Origin of the sequence: Pseudomonas lundensis, from assembly GCF_015377145.2 — a bacterium.
Lineage (GTDB): Bacteria > Pseudomonadota > Gammaproteobacteria > Pseudomonadales > Pseudomonadaceae > Aquipseudomonas > Aquipseudomonas lundensis.
In genome coordinates, this window is the sequence record NZ_CP062158.2 from 1,637,866 (window position 1) to 1,656,511 (window position 18,646).

21 protein-coding genes are annotated in these 18,646 nt (G+C 59.7%); 11 read left to right on the forward strand and 10 right to left on the reverse strand.

What is annotated here, in order from left to right; translation table 11 throughout:
* The first annotated feature begins 20 nt into the window (after positions 1-20).
* Positions 21-818 carry an acyl-CoA thioesterase gene (locus IF654_RS07960; protein WP_047274140.1) on the forward strand — a complete coding sequence of 266 codons (798 nt, stop codon included), beginning with the start codon at positions 21-23 and terminating at the stop codon, positions 816-818.
* A 134-nt stretch (positions 819-952) separates the two neighbouring features.
* Here the strand turns inward: IF654_RS07960 and IF654_RS07965 are convergent, their stop codons facing one another.
* The 3 genes from IF654_RS07965 to IF654_RS07975 form a co-directional block, all read right to left on the reverse strand.
* Positions 953-1,207 carry a hypothetical protein gene (locus IF654_RS07965; protein WP_052892149.1) on the reverse strand — a complete coding sequence of 85 codons (255 nt, stop codon included), beginning with the start codon at positions 1,205-1,207 and terminating at the stop codon, positions 953-955.
* A 99-nt stretch (positions 1,208-1,306) separates the two neighbouring features.
* Positions 1,307-2,788: a methyl-accepting chemotaxis protein gene (locus tag IF654_RS07970; RefSeq protein ID WP_097192540.1), complete on the reverse strand. Its 1,482-nt coding sequence runs from the start codon at positions 2,786-2,788 to the stop codon at positions 1,307-1,309.
* A gap of 124 nt (positions 2,789-2,912) precedes the next feature.
* Positions 2,913-3,725, reverse strand: coding sequence for a TatD family hydrolase (locus IF654_RS07975; protein WP_194862608.1), 813 nt, complete (start codon positions 3,723-3,725; stop codon positions 2,913-2,915).
* A 238-nt stretch (positions 3,726-3,963) separates the two neighbouring features.
* Here IF654_RS07975 and IF654_RS07980 point away from each other — a divergent pair, with 238 nt between their 5' ends.
* The 3 genes from IF654_RS07980 (at position 3,964) to IF654_RS07990 (ending at position 6,512) form a co-directional block, all read left to right on the forward strand.
* Positions 3,964-5,382, forward strand: coding sequence for an MltF family protein (locus tag IF654_RS07980; RefSeq protein ID WP_194862607.1), 1,419 nt, complete (start codon positions 3,964-3,966; stop codon positions 5,380-5,382).
* Positions 5,383-5,485: 103 nt separating this feature from the next.
* Positions 5,486-5,923: a DoxX family protein gene (locus IF654_RS07985; protein WP_047274147.1), complete on the forward strand. Its 438-nt coding sequence runs from the start codon at positions 5,486-5,488 to the stop codon at positions 5,921-5,923.
* Positions 5,924-6,203: 280 nt separating this feature from the next.
* Positions 6,204-6,512: a hypothetical protein gene (locus IF654_RS07990; protein WP_047274149.1), complete on the forward strand. Its 309-nt coding sequence runs from the start codon at positions 6,204-6,206 to the stop codon at positions 6,510-6,512.
* A 52-nt stretch (positions 6,513-6,564) separates the two neighbouring features.
* Here the strand turns inward: IF654_RS07990 and IF654_RS07995 are convergent, their stop codons facing one another.
* From IF654_RS07995 to IF654_RS08010, 4 genes are all read right to left on the reverse strand, one after another.
* A complete protein-coding gene (locus IF654_RS07995; protein WP_047282618.1) occupies positions 6,565-7,419 on the reverse strand; it encodes a PI-PLC domain-containing protein in 855 nt (284 codons plus the stop codon).
* A gap of 109 nt (positions 7,420-7,528) precedes the next feature.
* Positions 7,529-8,026, reverse strand: coding sequence for a transcription elongation factor GreB (greB, locus tag IF654_RS08000; RefSeq protein WP_047274153.1), 498 nt, complete (start codon positions 8,024-8,026; stop codon positions 7,529-7,531).
* Between the two features lie 34 nt (positions 8,027-8,060).
* Entirely contained in the window at positions 8,061-10,565 is a 2,505-nt protein-coding gene (locus IF654_RS08005) for an ABC transporter permease (RefSeq protein WP_094989514.1), read from the reverse strand.
* The gene (locus tag IF654_RS08010; protein ID WP_047282616.1) at positions 10,565-11,248 is read right to left on the reverse strand and encodes an ABC transporter ATP-binding protein; all 684 of its coding nucleotides are present in this window, start codon (positions 11,246-11,248) and stop codon (positions 10,565-10,567) included. Before IF654_RS08010 ends, IF654_RS08005 begins: the two co-directional genes overlap by 1 nt.
* 10 nt (positions 11,249-11,258) lie before the next feature.
* Here IF654_RS08010 and IF654_RS08015 point away from each other — a divergent pair, with 10 nt between their 5' ends.
* The 3 genes from IF654_RS08015 (at position 11,259) to IF654_RS08025 (ending at position 13,381) form a co-directional block, all read left to right on the forward strand.
* Entirely contained in the window at positions 11,259-11,864 is a 606-nt protein-coding gene (locus IF654_RS08015; protein WP_047274159.1) for an arylesterase, read from the forward strand.
* A 58-nt stretch (positions 11,865-11,922) separates the two neighbouring features.
* A complete protein-coding gene (locus IF654_RS08020) occupies positions 11,923-12,216 on the forward strand; it encodes a hypothetical protein (protein WP_003446817.1) in 294 nt (97 codons plus the stop codon).
* A gap of 109 nt (positions 12,217-12,325) precedes the next feature.
* Positions 12,326-13,381 carry a L,D-transpeptidase family protein gene (locus tag IF654_RS08025; RefSeq protein ID WP_047274164.1) on the forward strand — a complete coding sequence of 352 codons (1,056 nt, stop codon included), beginning with the start codon at positions 12,326-12,328 and terminating at the stop codon, positions 13,379-13,381.
* 124 nt (positions 13,382-13,505) lie between these two features.
* Here the strand turns inward: IF654_RS08025 and oprI are convergent, their stop codons facing one another.
* Positions 13,506-13,757, reverse strand: a complete 252-nt coding sequence (gene oprI, locus IF654_RS08030; protein ID WP_003172710.1) for an outer membrane lipoprotei OprI — start codon at positions 13,755-13,757, stop codon at positions 13,506-13,508.
* A gap of 482 nt (positions 13,758-14,239) precedes the next feature.
* On the opposite strand from oprI, the gene IF654_RS08035 reads away from it, so the two are divergent.
* The 3 genes from IF654_RS08035 (at position 14,240) to ppk2 (ending at position 16,534) form a co-directional block, all read left to right on the forward strand.
* Positions 14,240-14,521 carry a GNAT family N-acetyltransferase gene (locus IF654_RS08035; RefSeq protein WP_047274167.1) on the forward strand — a complete coding sequence of 94 codons (282 nt, stop codon included), beginning with the start codon at positions 14,240-14,242 and terminating at the stop codon, positions 14,519-14,521.
* 161 nt (positions 14,522-14,682) lie between these two features.
* Complete coding sequence (locus tag IF654_RS08040) at positions 14,683-15,189, forward strand: macro domain-containing protein (protein WP_047281719.1); 507 nt, start codon at positions 14,683-14,685, stop codon at positions 15,187-15,189.
* Positions 15,190-15,364: 175 nt separating this feature from the next.
* Positions 15,365-16,534, forward strand: coding sequence for a polyphosphate kinase 2 (gene ppk2, locus IF654_RS08045; protein WP_047281720.1), 1,170 nt, complete (start codon positions 15,365-15,367; stop codon positions 16,532-16,534).
* 56 nt (positions 16,535-16,590) lie between these two features.
* On the opposite strand, the gene IF654_RS08050 is transcribed toward ppk2, so the two are convergent.
* Together IF654_RS08050 and IF654_RS08055 are read right to left on the reverse strand one after the other, a co-directional pair.
* Positions 16,591-17,667, reverse strand: a complete 1,077-nt coding sequence (locus IF654_RS08050) for a 3-deoxy-7-phosphoheptulonate synthase (protein ID WP_047274545.1) — start codon at positions 17,665-17,667, stop codon at positions 16,591-16,593.
* 131 nt (positions 17,668-17,798) lie between these two features.
* Positions 17,799-18,245, reverse strand: a complete 447-nt coding sequence (locus IF654_RS08055; RefSeq protein ID WP_095009553.1) for a PilZ domain-containing protein — start codon at positions 18,243-18,245, stop codon at positions 17,799-17,801.
* On the opposite strand from IF654_RS08055, the gene IF654_RS08060 reads away from it, so the two are divergent.
* Positions 18,244-18,630, forward strand: a complete 387-nt coding sequence (locus IF654_RS08060) for a thioredoxin family protein (RefSeq protein ID WP_194862606.1) — start codon at positions 18,244-18,246, stop codon at positions 18,628-18,630. The genes IF654_RS08055 and IF654_RS08060 overlap by 2 nt on opposite strands.
* Positions 18,631-18,646 lie beyond the last annotated feature (16 nt).

Genomic DNA, 18,646 nt, shown 5'->3' on the forward strand with positions numbered 1-18,646 from the left:
TGATCCATGCCGAGGTGCTCATGCAGTTTTCAGAATTGGTTGCGGCGGTGCGTCATAACCCGTCGTCCGTCACGATTCCGGCCGATTGGGGTCAGGGACGCGCGACATTTGGCGGTTTGATGGCGGCCTTGCAGTATGAGGCAATGCGTGCCCAAGTCCCTGCGCAGCGTGCTTTACGCTCGCTGTCGGTGAGCTTCGTCGGGCCTGTGGCCCCGGATGTGCCGGTTAGCTTTGAAGTCGAAGTGCTGCGTGAAGGCAAGGCCGTCACGCAGGTGCTGGGCAGGGCGCTGCAACAGGGTCAGGTGGTGACGCTGGTTCAAGGCAGCTTCGGGGCGCCACGCGAATCGTCCGTCAAGGTGCAGAGCCTGCCGGCGCCGGACATGAAGCCCGTCGACAGCTGCCCGCTGTTGCCCTACATCAAAGGCATCACGCCGGAATTCATGCGCCATTTGTCGATGGGCTGGGCGGTAGGCGCCTTGCCATTTACCGGCAAGGGCGGGCGTGAAATGGGCGGCTGGGTGCGGTTTGCGGGTGAGGTCAAGGACGAACCCCTGACCGAAACCCACGTGCTTGCCCTGGTCGATGCCTGGCCACCGGCCTTGCTACCGCTGCTCGACAAGCCCGCCGCCGGTAGCACTTTGACCTGGACCATTGAGTTTGTGCAGCCGCAGGTTCACATCAGCACCCTTGAGTGGTGCAAATACCTGGCCGTGATCGAGCATGCGCAGGATGGGTATGGCCATGTGGCGGCTAATCTGTGGTCGCCTGCGGGCGAGCTGATTGCGATCAGCCGCCAGACTGTCACGGTGTTTGGCTAGGGGATGAAAGCCCACGTGGCGCAGGGCGGCGTTGCTCGACGTTTATTGGGAACAACCCAACCCCGCTTCTCTCGCCTTGCCCTGCACCCCCGAGGGTGTTCGTTGCGGCGGTTATTAAACGGGAACCGCCCCAGTCAGAAGGCCTGACTGTGTGGTTCTTCATGCGCCTTGTGACGCTGGTGTTGCAGGCGTGTGGCCGCAAACAGCGTCACCAGGCCGATCACCGCGCTGGTGGCGTTGCCACTGAAGATGCCCGAGGCCAGTAGCAGAAAGGCCACCACCATCAACGCGACAGCCATCAGGTCAATCGCCTGATGCGAGGCGCTTGCGTGGCTCTGTGGGTTCGAGCGCCATTGCCAGGCAGGCAGGTTGGGATGACGTTTGCCCATGATTGCACTCCTTGTTCGAGGGTTCAGCGATGGCTGAACCGGATGAACAGAGGATAGGCCCGCGCAAGGCACGCGGCGAATCGACAATGGCTATTGGCCTTATAGCTTTAACTGACCGATGGCCCGGTTCAGTTCACCGGCCAGCGTCGCCAACTGGTTACTGGTCGTGGCTGAGTCGACGGTTTGTTGCACCGTGTTTTCAGTGACGTCGCGGATGCTGACCACGGCGCGGTTCATTTCTTCGGCAACATGGCTCTGCTCCTGGGCGGCCACCGCAATTTGCGTGTTGCTCTCGCGCATCTTGGCCACCGCGTCGGTGATTTCCGCCAGCGCCTCGCCTGCCTCTTGGGCCTGCTGCACGCAGTCATCGGCCTTGAACGAGCTTTCCTGCATGAAGTCCACCGCGTCTCGGGTGCCCGCTTGCAGGGCCGATACCATGGTGGTGATTTCGTCTGTCGAGGCTTGCACGCGCTTGGCCAGGTTGCGCACCTCATCGGCCACCACGGCAAACCCGCGACCCATCTCACCAGCCCGGGCGGCCTCAATCGCCGCGTTGAGCGCCAGCAGGTTGGTTTGCTCGGCAATACTGTGAATCACACTGACGACGCCGTTGATCTTCTGACTGTCTTGGGCCAATTGCTGAATCATCTCGGCGGTTTGTTGCACGCCGTTGGACAGGCTGGCGATGGAGTCCTGAACCCGGCTGACCACTTGCTGACCACTGCCGGCGAGGGTGTCGGCGGTTTGCGACAGGTCGCGGGTGGCACCAGCGTGCTGGGCAATGTGATAGACCGTGGCAGACATTTCATTGATGGCAGTGGCGGCCTGATCGGTTTCGCTTTGCTGGCCGAGCATGCCATGACGCACTTCGTCCATGCTGCTGGCCAGTCGCGCGGCACCGGCATCCAATTGCGCGGCGGTGTCGGCGACGGTCTGTACGATACGCTGATAACCGGCTTGCATGGCATTGAAGGCCCCCGCCATTTGCCCCACCTCGTCGGTGCACGCCAAGGGCACGCGGGCGGACAGGTCGCCGGTTTTTTCGACGTGCAGCATCACGTCTTTTAGCGTGTTGAGCTGGCTGAGCAAGAACTGAATCAACAGTTGCGAAGCGCAGAGCATCGCCAGCATCAGCACGAACACCGCTACCGCGTAGTTCGCCAGACGCTCGACAAACACTTGCGCCAGGCTTGGCGCGTAGGCCAGTACCGCAACCCGTTGGCCGTCCGGGCGGGTGATGACCTCGGCGCCCAGCAGCGGGTTGTGCCCGAAGAACGGCATGGCGTGGAGGGAGACCCACCCATTGCCCTCACTGAGTTGCGGCAGGGGGTGTTCGTCCACGGTGGGAACCTGACCCGGACTCATCGGCAGCAAGAAGTCGACGGCGGGCAAGGCTTGACCGCCCGGCCACGCACTGAGCAATTGCGCCTGCGCATGGGCATTCGCGCGGGCAGCATCGCCGCGCGATTGTTGTTCGAGTTGCACGGCGTAGAGCACCAGCAACAGCGTGGTGACGAAGGCCACCGCGTTGACGGCCCAGAATTTGTATTTGAGCGAGATGTTGCTAAGCCAGGCACCCATGGAAGGTCTTCTCTGATTTGGCGGAAACAATATTGGCAAGGTGCCATCATTGTGCCGTCAAACCATGACGATCTTGTTGATGTGGGTCAAGGGCGTGAACCTGTGAGGGCTCACCCCTGTTGCCTCAAACGTGTTGCAGGGTCGGCAAGCCAAAAAAGGCGCGGGCACAGGCGGTGCTGTGTTCGGCAAGATCGGCTTCGCTTTCACCCCGGTGCAGCGCCACTTCACACAGGACTTCGGAGAGGTAGGCCGGTTCGTTGCGACCGTTTTTGGGTTTTGGGCGCAGGGTGCGGGGCAGCAAATACGGCGCGTCACTCTCGAGCATCAGGCGACCGCGGGGAATGTTGCGCACCAGCGGGTGCAAATGCGTTCCGCGGCGTTCGTCGCAGATCCAGCCCGTGATGCCGATGTGCAGATCCAGGTCCAGATAACTGAACAGCGCCTTCTGCTCACCGGTGAAGCAATGCACCACGGCAGCCGGCAGGCGGTCGCGGTAGTCGCGCAGGATTTCCAGCAGGCGCTGATTGGCGTCGCGCTCGTGCAAGAACACGGGCAGTTGTAAATCCACAGCCATCGCCAAGTGTTCTTCGAGCACTTTTTCCTGTTGCGGGCGTGGCGAAAAATCACGGTTGAAGTCCAGGCCGCATTCGCCCACAGCAAGCACCCGTGGCTCTGTGAGCAAGGCATGTAAACGCCGGGCGCTGTCAGTGTTCCAGTCGCTGGCCGAATGCGGATGGATGCCCGCTGTCGAGAACAGCCGCGTGGCGCTTTCATCCTGCTCATGGCACAACTGCAAGGCGTGCTCGCTGCCGTCTACGCTGGTGCCGGTGAGCACCAATTGGCACACGCCAGCGGCGTAGGCACGCTCCAGCACGGCCTCATGTTTGCCGTCGAAGCTGGGGTTGGTCAGGTTGACGCCGATATCGATGAGTTGCATGGTGCTACCTCAGGCCACAGGCCGCGAAGCATATCAGAGCTGTCGATTTAATAAGAAAAACCAAGAACTACAGAGAGTTGTGGTTGTCTTTGAATGCCGCAATTGCGCAATTCCCGGTACAGGATTCGCTGTATCCGCGCAATTGCACACGGCTCGCAGCGCACCTTATGCCCCAAAAGGGCGACCGGTTGTCGGGTAATCCGGCACGCTGACGGGCTGTATTCTTTGCGGAGAACGGATGACAAGACTGACGCTGTGGATTGCGCTGTGCCTGATGCTGTTGCCCGGTCTGGCAACGGCACGCCTGCCCGGACCGCTCCAGGCGGCGCAGCCGAGTCAGGTCCGCGATCTGGCGCAGATTCGTAGCAGCCAGGTGCTGCGCGTGCTGGTTAACCAAAGCCGCAACAGTTCCGGTGAAGTGCAGGGCCAGTCGATTGGTGTCGAATACCATCGCTTGCGGGCCTTCGAGCGTTACCTCAACGGCCATGCGCGAACGGGTCAACAGATCACCCTCAAAATCATCCCTAAAGCCAAAGATCAACTGCTGGGTGCGCTGTTGCGCGGCGAAGGCGACTTAATGGCGCCCGGCGAGCTGATGGACGTCAAACCGAGCCATGCCGTGAGCCCGAGCGAGCCGATCATTGATCGCGTGTCGCTGATTCTCGTGGGGGTCAAGGGTGAGCGACGCTTCACCCGGCTTGAGCAATTGTCGGGCCGCACGGTGGCGCTGACGACGGGCAGTGCGGCTGGCGAAGCGGTGAGCCTGATCAATCAAAAACTGGCACTGCGCAAACTGCCGCCGGTGAAAATCGAATGGGTGGACCCGACCCTGGCGGTCGAAGATGTGCTGGAGATGGTGCAAGCCAAAATCTACCACCTGACCCTGGTCGAACAGCCGATTGCCGAGCGTTGGGCTGCGTTGATGCCCAAGCTGCGCTTTGATCGCAAAGTGCTGGTCAGCGAGCCGGGCGCCATGCGCTGGTACGTGCGTCGCGATGCGTCGATGTTGCGGGCCAGCATCGATCGCTTCCTGACGACCTACAGCGTGCCTGACGATCAGAATGTGGCGTTCGAGCGCGTCTATCGACGCCTGTATCGCGTGCACTACCCGCTGGCGCGGGCAGACCGGCAGAAGCTTGAAAAACTGCGCCCGGTGCTGCAAAAGCATGCGCAGCAACAAGGCATGGACTGGCTCAATCTGGCGGCGCTGGCGTTCAAGGAGTCCACGCTGAACCCGAATGCCAAAGGCTCGGGCGGCGCAATGGGGCTGTTGCAGATTACGCCCTCGGCGGCGCAGCGGGTGGGCGTCAACAATATTCAAAGCGTCGACAGCAATGTGCAGGCGGGTGCCAAGTACCTGGCGATGATCCGGCGCAAGTTCTTTGCCAGCCCCAAATTAAATGAACGCGAGCGCATGGCGTTCGTGCTGGCGGCTTACAACATGGGGCCCGAACGCGTGCAGGCCATGCGCGCAGAGGCCCGTCGCAGGGGGCTTAATCCCAATCAATGGTTCTTTCAGGTAGAGCGCATTGCCATGGAGCAGGTGGGAATGGGGGCGGTCAGCTATGTTAATAGTGTGAATAAATACTATTTGGCCTTCGACCGGGAACGCGACGCGCTGGAGCCCGCTGAACCGAAGTTGGCTTCCCGCAAATAATCGATAAATCCGATTGTTATTGGGCATTTATTCGGCTTTTAACCGGATAAAAATTGATTAATATGGCGCCACTCCCAACCTGACTGATGAAAAGGACTGCACCATGAACAAATTGACCCACACCGTTTTGGGGACTCACGCGGGCTACGGCTTGACCGTGTTACGGGTTCTGGTCGGCATTATCTTCGCCGCCCACGGTTCGCAAAAACTCTTTGGCTGGTTTGGCGGGGGCGGTCTGGCGGGTACGGCGCAATGGATGGAAAGCATCGGTCTGGCGCCCGGGACCCTGATGGCGCTGCTCTCGGGCGGGACGGAGTTCTTTGGCGGGCTGGCGCTGATCATTGGGCTGCTGGCGCGGCCTGCCGCACTGGGGCTGACCTTTACCTTGCTGGTGGCGATTTTCACGGTGCATATCAGTAACGGTCTGTTCATGGCCAACAACGGCTATGAATTCGCCTTGGCGCTGCTGGGCGGCACCTTGGCGGTATTGATCGAGGGCGCGGGCAAATTGTCCCTGGATCAGGCGATTGCCCATAAGTAAGCCCAAAGGCCTGCTCGTCTGACCTGACTACAGACGAGCAGGCGGGTTGCTGTCAGGGGTTCACTGCCCGGCGGACTGCCTCAGAACGTCATTCTTGACAGTTGTAACCGGGTTTATCTAGGATGTTTTCTTGCGCCGATTTAAACAGCTACTTGCGGGGCGCCGGGTGTTCGACTGAACACCCAAGAGGCTTGTAACAGGCCTTGAAATACCGCTAAAGCGCTGGTTCGGTGTTGCCTCTCACCTGCCACGCAGAATCCTGAGGCGGAGAAACCGATAGATGAGTCAGCCACGTCCCCTTGTACGTCTTGCGCCGATCACGGCGAATCAAACCTTTCGTAATCCAAAAATCCTGTTGGGCGGCAAACACCAGCCGACGCTGTTGCGTTATCTGGATGGTTGGCCGCGTCGAAAGGGACGGGCTTCAGCATTTTTGATTCAGTTTGTGGAAGGCGACGACAGCCTGGCGCGGTTTGCCAATGACAGTTTTGATCTGGCCGTGATTCAGTCGCCCACTGCCCAACAGGCCGAGTCGGTGATTCGCAACTTGATACGCATATCCCGCCAAGGGCTGATTACCTTGCGTTGAGGCACACGTGCGCCGAGTGTTTTGAACAATGCCCGGCGCCTCCATAAGCGTGTCAGGTTACACGTTGGGCTTTGACTTGATTGGCGTGTTTGCAGTTGTTGACCAGTTCACTGCGGGTTGCCCAGTCGGTATTAATAATGAAGAAATTTTGAATGTAACTTTCTGAGTGCTCCGACTTGAACCACTGATTGATTACCTCTTTGAAATCATCAGGCACATGCAGCGGCAAGACATATTTCGCGCACTGGATGGCAACCAACGCGTTTCGCGCTTTGTAACGGGTAATGGTGCTGTCCATAAAGTGTTTGAGGTCAGCCGTGGAGATCAGGTTTTTACCGCTCCAACGTTGATCGACACCCTCCCAGAGCGACGTCGAGCTGGTGTAATGGTTGTAAGCCGCGACCACGTTGGCCCCCGGATGGGTGGTGTAGAGTTCATCGAGCGTTAAACCGGCCCATTTTTCAGACACGAGGCGTTCGCCCAGCATGGAGAGGATCAGCGCCTGAAGTTCGCTGTGCGCCTCTGCCGTAAAGTCCCTGAACTCATGAAAGTCCAGCACGACGATCTCTTTAAATGCCCGTTCATCCGCGTAAAACGTCTTGATCGCTTGCAGGATGTCGCCAGCGACCGTGCGCCCGGATGAGGTTTTGTGGAACAGTTGAAAGCGCCGCGCATCACCGGGCGGATACTTGCCGTAAAACGCGACCCTTAAATCCAGTGCCCTGATGCCGTGCCTGAGTTGGTGAAGGGGGGCGAAGTCTTGGGTGATTTCTTGTGGCCACTGGAAGTCGGGTGCTTGTTTATCGCTGCCTGAATCATGACTGCCGGGGAGGATGAGTTCGCCAATGCGCAGTCTGTTGATGTCAGGGACTTCACTCATCCAGTAATGGTTAGTTGTTGTGCTCATGGTCTTTCGCTCCTTGAATGACCGTTGGTGGATACACCTGAGCATAGAAGGGGAACTGAGCTTTTAAACGGCTGCTACATATGCCGCTACATCTTTGTGGGGGTATCGGTCAGGGGTAATCGATGGCGACGATATACACCCACTGTTCGCCGGTGGGTGTCTGGACCTGCACTTCAGCATCCAGCGCCTTGCCGATCAGCGCGCGCGCCAGAGGCGAGTCAATGCTGATCAAGCCTTGTTTCAAATCCAGCTCATCCGGGCCCACGATGCGGTAACGCGCCTGCTTGCCGTCTTCATCCTCAATGGTGACCCACGCCCCGAAATACACTTTGTTGGGGTCGCTGGGTTTGTCGCTGACCACTTTGAGGCTTTCGAGGCGCTTGGTCAGGAACCGCACACGGCTGTCGATTTCACGCAGCATCTTTTTGCCGTAGGTGTATTCGGCGTTTTCCGAGCGATCGCCCTGCGCCGCAGCCTCGCTGACAGACTGCGTGACTTGCGGGCGACGCACGTGCCACAACTCGTGCAGTTCGGCCCGCATCCGCGCTTCACCTTCGGGGGTGATCAGCGCGGTGCCGGCGGGGCGAGGGGGGCGGTAGCGGCTCATGGGCAATCCATTGGCAGAGAAGGCGGCGAGTCTATCAGCCCTCGCGCAGCACTGTCAGGGGGCTGGTATTGAGCGCTTTGCGTGTGCCGAAGACACCGGCCGCCCCTACCATCAATGCCCCCGCGACCGGCAACAGCAACAGCCACGGGTGAGGATGCCAGGGCAGGTCAAACGCGAAGCGGTACAGCACCAGGCTGACCAGTTCGGCGCCGATCGCGGCGAGCAGACCGCTGGTTGCACCGAGCAGGCCGAACTCGATCCGCCGGGCCTTGATCAACAGTGCGCGCCGGGCCCCCAGTGCCCGGAGCAAGGCCCCTTGGCGGATGCGTTCATCCAAGGTGGATTGCAGGCCGGAAAACAGCACGGCCATACCGGCCGCGAGGACAAACAGCAGCACGTATTCGACGGCAATGGTGACCTGCGCCAGGATGCTGCGCAGTTGGGCCAGCAAGGCTTCGATGGGCAAAATCGTCACGGCCGGAAAACGGCGGGACAGCTCGATGATTTCCCGGTCATGGCCCGGCGCCAGATAGAAGCTGGTGAGGTAGGTGGCGGGCAAGTCCTGCAAGGTGCCGGGCTGGAAGATCATGAAGAAGTTGGGTTGGAAATTGTCCCAGTTGATGCTGCGCAGGCTGGTGACTTGCGCTTCACGTCGCGCCCCGCCGACGCTGAAAGTCAGGTGGTCGCCCAGCTTGAGCTTCAGGCTTTGGGCCACTTTGGCCTCGACCGAAACGCCGGGAATGCCGTCGCCGGGGTCTTGCGTCCACCATTGGCCCGCCGTCAACTCATTGCCCGCTGGCAGGTTGGCGGCCCAGGTCAGGCTCAAGTCGCGTTGAATGGCTTTGTCGCCGCTTGAGTCCTTGCTGACGAGCCCTTGCACGGCTTGGCCGTTGATGCTGATCAGACGGCCCGGCACTACCGGATACAGGGGCGCTGCCGTGGCCTGCAGTTGCATCAACCGCGTGCCAAAGGCTTCTTTGTCAGCGGGCAGGATGTTCAGGGCAAAGTAATTGGGCGCATCTTTGGGCAGTTGGTTCTGCCAGGTGTCGAGCAGCTCTGTGCGCAACAGGGCAATCAGCGCCATCGACAGCAAGATCAAGCCGAACGCCAAGGCTTGGCCGGCGGCGGCCAGGGGATGGCGCAGCAGTTGTCCCAGGCCCAGACGCCACGGCAGTGAGGCGCCAGCCAACAGGCGACGCAGGCTTTGCAGGGCCAACAGCAACAGGCCGCCCAAGCCCAGCGCAGCCAGCACTCCGCCACCCAGCAGGGCGAAGGTGAGCACCAGATCAAGGCTCATGCGCCACATGATTAACCCCAGGGCGAGCAGGGCGGCGCCATAGACGCTCCAGGTACTGGCGGGTATCGGCAACAGGTCGCGCCGCAATACCCGCAGCGGCGGCACCCGGCCCAGCGCCGCCAGTGGCGGCAGGGCGAAACCGGCCAGCGCCACCAGCCCGGTGCCCATGCCGGCGAACGCAGGCATCAGACCGCCTGGTGGGACGTCGGACGGCAGCAGGTCATGCAGCAGCGCGAACAGGCCGAGTTGGGCGAGCCAGCCCAGCAAGGCGCCCACCACGCTGGCCAGCAGCCCCAGTACGGTCAATTGCAGGGCAAACAGCCACAAGGTTTCGCGACGCGACAACCCCAGGCAGCGCAGCAGCGCGCTGGCATCGAAGCGGCGATTGGCAAAACGCGTGGCGGACAGTGCCACGGCCACGCCCGCCAGTAACACCGCCACCAGGCTGGCCATGTTCAGGTAGCGCTCGGCTTTGCCCAGTGCGCCGCCTATTTGCTGGTTGCCGTCGCGGGCGTCCAGCAGGCGTTGATTGGCGTCAAGGCCGGGCTGGATGACTTGCCGGTAGGACGCCAGCGCGGGCGCTTCGCCGCGCCACAGTTCACGGAAATTGACCCGGCTTCCGGGCTGTACGATGCCGGTCGCAGCCAGGTCATCCAGGTTGATCAGTACCCGTGGGGTCAGGCTGTAAAGATTGCCGGCCCGGTCGGGTTCGTAGGTCAGGACACGGGTAATGCGCAGCGTTTTTGAACCCACGTCGATCGGGTCACCGACCTTCAGGTCCAGCGCTGTCAGCAGGCGTGATTCGGCCCAGGCCTCGCCCGGTTCAGGGCCGCCGCCGGGCTGCTCTTGGGCGTAGGGTTGGGCAGCGCTTTTCAGTTCGCCGCGCAGGGGATAGGCATCGTCTGCGGCCTTGATGCTGGACAGTTGAATGCCGTTGTCGGTGGCAATCACGCTGGAGAACTCCACGACCCGCGCATGCTTGAGGCCCAGTTCCTTGCCGAAACGAACCTGTTCGTCCCGCGCGGGGGAGGTGCCATCGAGGACCAGGTCGGCGCCCAGGAATTCAGTGGCACGCAGCAGCATGGCACCGTTCAGGCGTGCGCCGAAATAACCGATGGCGGTACTTGCCGCCACCGCCACCAGCAGGGCGAAGAACAGTACGCGTAATTCTCCGGCACGTGCATCGCGCAGCAATTGGCGTACGGCGAGGCTCAACAGGCGTAACAGTGGCATGCGTGCCATCAAGGCTCCAGAGGGCCGACCAGATGGCCAGCTTCAAGGCGGATCAGGCGCCGGCAGCGGTGTGCCAGGCGTTCGTCATGGGTCACCAGCACCAGCGTGGTGCCGCGCTCTTGATTGAGCTCAAAGAGTAAATCGGTGATGCGCTCACCCGTGTGACTGTCGAGGTTGCCGGTGGGTTCATCAGCGAACAACACGTCGGGCTCGGCCGCGAAAGCCCGGGCGATGGCCACGCGTTGCTGTTCACCCCCGGACAATTGACGCGGGGAATGGCTCAGGCGCTGCCCCAACCCGACGCGCTCCAACAGGTGCCGCGCGTGATCGCGCGCGTCTGTGCGGCCCTCCAGCTCCATCGGCAACATGACGTTTTCCAGCGCATTGAGGCTGTCGAGCAGTTGAAACGACTGGAATACAAAACCGACGTGTTCGGCACGAACCCTGGCGCGCTGGTCTTCATCCAGCGTGCTCAGGGCGTGGCCGGCGAGGATGACTTCACCTGCGCTGGGCAGGTCGAGCCCGGCCAGTAATCCCAGCAGGGTCGACTTGCCCGAGCCGGATGCGCCGACGATGGCCAGGCTGTCGCCTTGACGCAGTTCAAGGTTCAGCGGGTGAAGGATGGTTAACTCGCCTTCCGCGCTGGGTACCACTTTGCTAAGGTTCTGCGCGGTGAGAATACGTTCGCCCATGGAGAATCCGATGCGTGTGTGGTTTGTAAGTGCTGCTCTGGCCCTGATGTGTATGGCGCAGAACGCAGCGGCGGGAACAATCTTGATCGTCGGCGATAGTATCAGCGCGGGTTTCGGCCTGGATACCCGGCTGGGCTGGGTGTCCTTGCTTGAGCAGCGACTTGAACGCGAAGGTCATGACGACCGGGTGGTCAATGCGTCGATCAGTGGTGACACCAGTGCGGGCGGGCAGGCCCGGTTGCCCGCACTGCTTACAGAGCATAAACCGGATGTGGTGATTGTCGAATTGGGCGGCAACGACGGGTTGCGCGGTCAGCCGCCTGCGCAATTGCAACAAAATCTTGCCGCGATGATCGATGCGGCCAAAACCGCCGGCGCTAAAGTGCTGCTGTTGGGGATGCAGTTGCCGCCCAATTATGGCGTGCGCTATACCGAGGCGTTTGCCCGTGTTTACACGCAGCTGGCTGACGAAAAACAGATCGCGCTGGTGCCGTTTTTCCTTGAGGGCGTAGGGGGGCATCCCGAGCTGATGCAGGCTGATGGCTTGCACCCTGCAGCCGCTGGACAGAAGCGCCTGCTGGATAATGTGTGGCCTGCGCTAAAACCGTTGCTTTGATGCTTTTCTAGTCGCAGCGTTTCGGCTAAGGTGGCGCCCCCCCGATTTGGAGCCCCCGATGTCGCGTCCTGCCTGGTCTTTATATGCCTATCAACTGATCGAGCCCGATGAACAGCTCGATTTGTTCGCCTGCCAGGAGGTACGGGTGCATCTGGTGACGCGTCAATTGGAGCTGGGAGGCACCATTGACCGTACGTTGTGCGGCTCGTTGCTGCCTGCGCAGCCGCGTTGGTCGGACGTCACGCGCAAGGTGTTTCAGGACCACCGCCTCTGCCCGCTGTGCCGCGCAATCATTGAATCGCAGCGCCGCGGCACCGAGCCGATCTGGCCCGAATTGCGCTTTGAACTATGATCTACCTCGTCTGACTGTTTCGGCGAGGTACGCCGCCTCCTGAACCCGGCAGGCTGCGTGTACACTTTCCCCCTTTTGTCCCCCGTTGATTATGCGAAGGATGTTCCGGATGTTGTCGCGCCTACCTGCCGTCACCCGTTGTCTGTCAGTTGCCGCACTGTGTGTGGCAGGCCCTGTTGCTGCTCTTGAGTTTCCGTTGCCACCGCCCGGTGAAGACGTGGTGGGGCAGGTACAGGTCATCAAGGGCCGCTACGAAGACTCCTTCGCAGACTTGGGCAATGAGCATGAGCTGGGCTATTCGGAGATGATCGCGGCCAACCCCGGCATCGATGCCTGGCTGCCGGTCAAAAAGCACCCCGATGGCACGCTGGTAGACACCGACATCGTGTTGCCAACCCAGTTCATCCTGCCACCCGGCAAGCGGGAAGGGATCGTGATCAACCTGGCCGAATACCGGTTGTATTACTTCCCCAAAGGTCAAAACAAGGTGTACACCTTTCCGCTGGGGATTGGTCGTGAGGGCTGGGGGTCGCCGTTGGGCCAGACTCGAATCACCGCCAAGACGCCGAACCCGACCTGGACGCCCCCTGCGTCGATCAAGGCTGAACATGCCCGCAATGGTGATCCGCTGCCCAATGTGGTGCCCGCGGGCCCGGACAACCCTCTGGGGCCTTTCAAGTTCACGCTGGGCATGCCGGGTTACCTGATCCATGGTTCCAATGCCAAGTTCGGTATTGGCACGGGCACGAGCCACGGCTGTTTCCGCATGCTGAACAAGAACGTCTTGCAAATGTCGCAGTTGGTGCCTGTGGGGACGCCCGTTCGCATTATCAACGAGCCTTACAAGATGGGCGTAAGTGGCGGCAAGGTGTATCTCGAAGTACACGAGCCTTTGAACGTCAAAGACGGATCCCTGCTCGCCAAGAGCGACAAGTCGCATCTGACTCAAGAAGACAAAGAACAAAAGTGGGCTGGTTTCATGAACTTCGTGCTCAAGCACAAAGCACTGGAAAACAGCATTCAGATCGACAAGGAAAAAGCGTTCCCGGTGGTCGTGGCAGAAACGGGAATACCGGCTGAGATCGGAATCAGCACCGCTGTCGTACCGCAAGTGCCTGGTGTGCTCGAAGTGCCAGAAGGGCAATCGCTCGATTACGTGCAGTAATCGATCTGTTTAAAAGCCGCCGCAGTCACTGACTGCGGCGGCTTTTTAATGCCTGTTGAAAATACCTCAGGCAAAAAAAACCGACCCATAAAATGGGTCGGTTGGTAACAGCCCCGAAGGACTATTACTTGCGGCTTGCTTTTTCAAGCATGCGCAGAGCACGTTCGTTTGCTTCATCAGCAGTCTGTTGTGCTTTTTGAGCAGCAGCCAGCGCTTCGTCAGCTTTACGGTAGGCTTCGTCAGCACGAGCCTGGGAACGTGCTGCTGCATCTTCAGTTGCAGTCAGACGGGCTTCAGTTTCTTTAGATACGCTGCTGCAACCGGTAGCCAGAACTGCGGCCAATGCCAGAGCAGAGAATTTCAGAACGTTGTTCATCGTGTTCCCCTTCAAGGACTTTCTAATTGAAGCTGCTCCTTCAACATGAGGAAACAGCCGGCGTACATACTACCCATTACTTGTAGTAAGTAAACTGACCTAGCGCAAGAACCAAAAAAAATAATTGGTAATGACTGGCCATGGGCTAGCTTTAACAGATTGTGCTTGTAAAACAGTCGGTTTGACGCACTAAGCACATCGCCCTATTTGGGGACAGGTCATCAGGTTTCAAGTGACTTTAGTGCCGGAGTCTCGTCATAGCTTCCACATTGCGCAAAATGTTCAATGGTCTGGCATGAGGCTGGGCGACAGATGCTCCGGTCACGTCGCGTGCACCGAGCGTTTATGCCGAGTTTGACTACTCTTTACACAGGCTGGCGTCTTGCTATTGCGTGAGGCCCAAGCCGGGTGCCCAGTGGTTCCCTCGGCCGACAAACAACAGTAAGGTAGGGGTCACGGTTCAAGACCCGCGAGGAGTAATGATGAGCGAGGCGTTATCCATCCACCATGACCAGGCAGGTCACCAGTTTGAGACCACTGTCGACGGTCATCGTGCTTACCTGACCTACATGGATCTGGGAAAGCAGACTCTGGATATCTACCGCACCTTTGTTCCGAACGCCCTGCGTGGCCGCGGGATTGCCGCTGCATTGACCGAAGAAGCCCTCGATTACGCCGAGAAGATGGGCTATGACGTGATTCCTTCATGCTCTTACGTCGAGCGTTACATGGAGCGCCACAAGCGCGCTCAAGCCAAACTCTGACCCTTTACTGCGCGCCGTCTGCCCGTCCAGGGCATTGCCCGACGCCGCTCTTGCCGCTATTGACCTGAATCAACGTGATCACTGACCCCCTCGCTTAGTCTGGAATCAGGCGGGGGCGGCGCGTTGCCGAGCCCGGGTTAATGACTGTGGAGAGAACGCATATGATCCGTGAAGTCGAAGGCGACATTTTACTGAGTCAAGCGCAGGTGATTGCTCACGGCATTGCGCCTCAGGATCCTTTCGATACCGGCCTGGCGCTGGCTCTGCGCGAGCGTTGGCCATCCTTGGTGGCGGATTATCGTCACGCCGCCCACAGCAAGGCCCCACAGCCCGGTGAAATCTGGTGCTGGTCAGGGGTTGATGACAAGGGCGCAGTGCGCAGCATTGTGAACCTGTTGACTCAAGATTCGTTGCATACCGGTCATGCGGCCAAGCCCGGCAAGGCAACCCTGAAAAACGTAGGGCATGCTTTGCGCGAACTGGCCCGGTATGTGGCTGACGAACACATTAAAAGTGTGGCGCTACCGCGGCTGGCCACGGGCGTCGGCGGGCTGGAATGGCACGACGTCAAGCCATTGATTGAAAAGCACCTGGGCGAACTCAACGCTGATGTCATCGTGTATGAGGTGTATCGCAAGGGTGTGAAAGCGGACGAGCAACTGGGTTAGATCTGCCGCACCCCCGTATAAAACGTACCCCCTTGCACCCCGCGAGTCCTTCGTTCTCGCGGGGTGTCTGCGTTTGCTGCGAGGGTGATCAAGGGGGTTTTGATCTGTGTCTAGGCGGTCGGGCGACAGATGCTGTATTTATTTGAATCATCCGCCGTTCATTTAAGGAAATCTCATGACCGATGTGGTCACTCGCACTGCCTCCGTAAAGCCCGCAGCCAAAAAAGCGGCAAGTACCTCCCGCCCACGCCGCACACAGTCCGGTGATGTCGCACCGACGCAAAGCCCTGCGCAACTTCAGCGGCATGTCGTCGAAGACAAAATTCAGTCGCGCCAGGCGGCCACCAGTGCGGCGGTCAAAGACATCCTGCAGCAGATTCCGCAGGGCGATACACAGGGCCTTATCCAGACCTTGGGCACCTTGATGTCGGGCATGTCTCCCGACGATGCGGTGGTGTTGCGCAACGCATTGCTCAGCCAGGAAAGCGAGTCGGTTTTCCACCAGCGTCCCCTGCACCCGGACGATCAATTGGCACCGGACTGGCGCAAAGGCAACTACCCCTACAAGAACCTGATGTCGCGACGCAACTACGAGCGCGAGAAATATCGCCTGCAAGTTGAACTGCTCAAGCTACAGGCGTGGGTCAAGGAAACCGGTCAGAAGGTCGTCATTCTGTTCGAAGGGCGAGATGCGGCGGGCAAGGGCGGATCGATCAAGCGCTTTATGGAACACCTCAACCCACGGGGTGCGCGGATTGTCGCCCTGGAAAAACCCAGCGAAGTGGAACGCGGCCAGTGGTATTTCCAGCGCTATGTTCAGCATTTGCCCACAGCCGGCGAAATCGTGATGTTTGACCGGAGCTGGTATAACCGCGCGGGTGTTGAGCGCGTGATGGGCTTCTGTTCGGACGATGAATACCTTGAGTTCATGCGTCAGACCCCGGATTTCGAGCGCATGCTAGTGCGCAGTAACGTTCACCTGATCAAGTTCTGGTTTTCGGTCAGCCGCGACGAGCAACGTCGACGCTTCAAGGAGCGCGAGAAACATCCGCTCAAGCACTGGAAACTCAGCCCGATCGATCTGGCGTCGCTGGACAAGTGGGACGACTACACCAAGGCCAAGGAAGGCATGTTCTCCTACACCGATACCTCGGATGCGCCCTGGACGGTGATCAAGTCCAATTGCAAGAAACGCGCGCGGCTGAGCGCCATGCGCTATGTGCTGCACAAGCTGCCGTATGCCGACAAGGATTTGAAAGGTATCGGGGCGCTCGATCCTTTGATCGTGGGGCGCGCCAACGTGGTGTATGAGCGCGGCGAACGCCGGGCTTCGATTCCGCTGTAGCGCTGTAAACCCCTGCAGGAGCGGGCGCGCTCCTGCAGGTTCAACCGTGGCTGTGCTTAGCCGCGAGCACGGTTTGGCAGTACATCCTTAAGCTTGGCCCGCATGCTGCGCAGGGTGCTCTCGGTGCTTGCCCAGTCGATGCACGCATCGGTAATCGACACGCCGTACTGCAAGTCTTCGAGGTTTTTAGGAATGGCCTGGCAGCCCCAGTTCAGATGGCTTTCGACCATCAGGCCGATAATCGACTGATTGCCTTCGGCGATCTGGTTGGCCACGTTTTCCATGACCAGTGGCTGCAAGGCCGGGTCTTTGTTGGAGTTGGCGTGGCTGCAATCGACCATGATGTTCGGGCGGATGTTCGCTTTGTTCAGCGCCTGCTCGCACAAGGCGACACTCACTGAATCGTAGTTCGGCTTGCCGTTGCCGCCGCGCAGCACGACGTGGCCGTACGCGTTGCCTTTGGTGGTGACAATCGAGACACCGCCTTCCTGGTTGATGCCCAAGAAGCGGTGCGGGCTGGAAACCGACTGCAACGCGTTGATCGCTACCGTCAGGCCGCCATCGGTGCCGTTCTTGAAACCGACGGCCGAAGACAGGCCCGAAGCCATCTCACGGTGGGTTTGCGATTCGGTGGTGCGCGCACCAATGGCTGACCAGCTGATCAGGTCTTGCAGGTACTGCGGGGAGATCGGGTCCAGCGCTTCAGTTGCGGTTGGCAGGCCCATTTCAGCCAGGTCCAGCAGCAGTTTGCGCCCGATGTGCAGACCGTCTTCGATCTTGAACGAGTCATCCAGGTACGGGTCGTTGATCAGGCCTTTCCAGCCGACGGTGGTGCGTGGCTTTTCAAAGTACACCCGCATGACCAGGTACAGCGTATCGCTGACTTCAGCGGCGAGGGCCTTGAGGCGCTCGGCGTATTCGTGGGCAGCCTTGATATCGTGGATCGAGCAAGGCCCGATGACAACGAACAGTCGATGGTCTTTGCCATCCAGGATGTTGCGAATCACCTCACGGCCCTTGGTCACAGTCTGCAAGGCAGTTTCACGCAGAGGCATTTCGCGCTTGAGCTGTTCAGGTGTGATCAGGGTTTCGTTGGAGGCAACGTTTAGGTCGTCGATCGGTAAATCAGCCATCGTGTTACTCGTCAGGTCACGGGTGCCGGCCGCCAGCGATCCCCGTGCGGCGGAGCACAGCATGATTGAGCGCAACGGGGAGCCGAACCTTAACGCGTAAAGCGGTTATCCGACAATGGGCACACGCAGGTTTAATCCAGTGCTGGTTGAGTCAGCGCGCGCTCCAGGGTGGCTTGGGAGAAGTCCACGGCGTTCAGGCTGATCCATTCCAGCGCCAGCGCTTGCAGGTTGTCCACCTGCGGGTTTTGTAGTCGCTGCAAGCGGTAAAAGTGTTCGATCTGGCACACCTGTTCGCCCATGCGGGCACCAAACAGTGTTTGGGCATCGGTGAAGGCAATGCCCACGCGGTAGCCCTGTTCACGTTTTTCACACCACGCGATATAGCCTTGGTAATGCGCATCCTCGCCCAGGGTGGGCATGTGAATGTCAACGGCCGCTCCACGCTTCCAGCCTCGGTCGCTGTTGCATGAAACGCCGCCAAGGCTGATAGAGTGCAGCTTGTGGCGTGAAAGGGCGGGGTGTTTGCGGGGCGTAATCTCAGCGGGGATATCATCTGGGTGAGGTAAAAAACGACCCATGAACGCACACTCCAAGTGCCAGCACTTTGATATTGTTTGCCTCAGTATAGTGGGTGAAATGGAACTGACAGATTTTGATGCGGACCAGCACCTGCTGGCGCTGCCCGGTACATCGCTGGTGATTTTTACCGGCGCCGGGTGTTCGAGCTGCCGTGTCGCCCGGCACAGGCTGCCTGCGATGACGCTGCCCATTGACCGGCTGTGCTGGATCGATGCGGGTGACAACGGCGGGTTGGTGCAGCGTTATGGGATTTTCCATTTGCCGACCCTGCTGGTGGTGCGTGACGGCCAGTTTTATGGCGAGTTGAAAGCGCGTTTGAGTGAAGGCGAGCTGGCGCATCACATCCGGCTGGCCTTGATGACGGAACCGGACGAACTGCCTTGACCCGGTCGTCCACCCC

Excerpts from the sequence above, each read along its gene's own strand:
- IF654_RS07960 (WP_047274140.1), top strand. The coding sequence starts at position 21 with ATGCAGTTTTCAGAATTGGTTGCGGCGGTGCGTCATAACCCGTCGTCC.
- IF654_RS07965 (WP_052892149.1), bottom strand. The coding sequence starts at position 1,207 with ATGGGCAAACGTCATCCCAACCTGCCTGCCTGGCAATGGCGCTCGAAC.
- IF654_RS07970 (WP_097192540.1), bottom strand. The coding sequence starts at position 2,788 with ATGGGTGCCTGGCTTAGCAACATCTCGCTCAAATACAAATTCTGGGCC.
- IF654_RS07975 (WP_194862608.1), bottom strand. The coding sequence starts at position 3,725 with ATGCAACTCATCGATATCGGCGTCAACCTGACCAACCCCAGCTTCGAC.
- IF654_RS07980 (WP_194862607.1), top strand. The coding sequence starts at position 3,964 with ATGACAAGACTGACGCTGTGGATTGCGCTGTGCCTGATGCTGTTGCCC.
- IF654_RS07985 (WP_047274147.1), top strand. The coding sequence starts at position 5,486 with ATGAACAAATTGACCCACACCGTTTTGGGGACTCACGCGGGCTACGGC.
- IF654_RS07990 (WP_047274149.1), top strand. The coding sequence starts at position 6,204 with ATGAGTCAGCCACGTCCCCTTGTACGTCTTGCGCCGATCACGGCGAAT.
- IF654_RS07995 (WP_047282618.1), bottom strand. The coding sequence starts at position 7,419 with ATGAGCACAACAACTAACCATTACTGGATGAGTGAAGTCCCTGACATC.
- greB (WP_047274153.1), bottom strand. The coding sequence starts at position 8,026 with ATGAGCCGCTACCGCCCCCCTCGCCCCGCCGGCACCGCGCTGATCACC.
- IF654_RS08005 (WP_094989514.1), bottom strand. The coding sequence starts at position 10,565 with ATGGCACGCATGCCACTGTTACGCCTGTTGAGCCTCGCCGTACGCCAA.
- IF654_RS08010 (WP_047282616.1), bottom strand. The coding sequence starts at position 11,248 with ATGGGCGAACGTATTCTCACCGCGCAGAACCTTAGCAAAGTGGTACCC.
- IF654_RS08015 (WP_047274159.1), top strand. The coding sequence starts at position 11,259 with ATGCGTGTGTGGTTTGTAAGTGCTGCTCTGGCCCTGATGTGTATGGCG.
- IF654_RS08020 (WP_003446817.1), top strand. The coding sequence starts at position 11,923 with ATGTCGCGTCCTGCCTGGTCTTTATATGCCTATCAACTGATCGAGCCC.
- IF654_RS08025 (WP_047274164.1), top strand. The coding sequence starts at position 12,326 with ATGTTGTCGCGCCTACCTGCCGTCACCCGTTGTCTGTCAGTTGCCGCA.
- oprI (WP_003172710.1), bottom strand. The coding sequence starts at position 13,757 with ATGAACAACGTTCTGAAATTCTCTGCTCTGGCATTGGCCGCAGTTCTG.
- IF654_RS08035 (WP_047274167.1), top strand. The coding sequence starts at position 14,240 with ATGAGCGAGGCGTTATCCATCCACCATGACCAGGCAGGTCACCAGTTT.
- IF654_RS08040 (WP_047281719.1), top strand. The coding sequence starts at position 14,683 with ATGATCCGTGAAGTCGAAGGCGACATTTTACTGAGTCAAGCGCAGGTG.
- ppk2 (WP_047281720.1), top strand. The coding sequence starts at position 15,365 with ATGACCGATGTGGTCACTCGCACTGCCTCCGTAAAGCCCGCAGCCAAA.
- IF654_RS08050 (WP_047274545.1), bottom strand. The coding sequence starts at position 17,667 with ATGGCTGATTTACCGATCGACGACCTAAACGTTGCCTCCAACGAAACC.
- IF654_RS08060 (WP_194862606.1), top strand. The coding sequence starts at position 18,244 with ATGAACGCACACTCCAAGTGCCAGCACTTTGATATTGTTTGCCTCAGT.
- IF654_RS08055 (WP_095009553.1), bottom strand. The coding sequence starts at position 18,245 with ATGGGTCGTTTTTTACCTCACCCAGATGATATCCCCGCTGAGATTACG.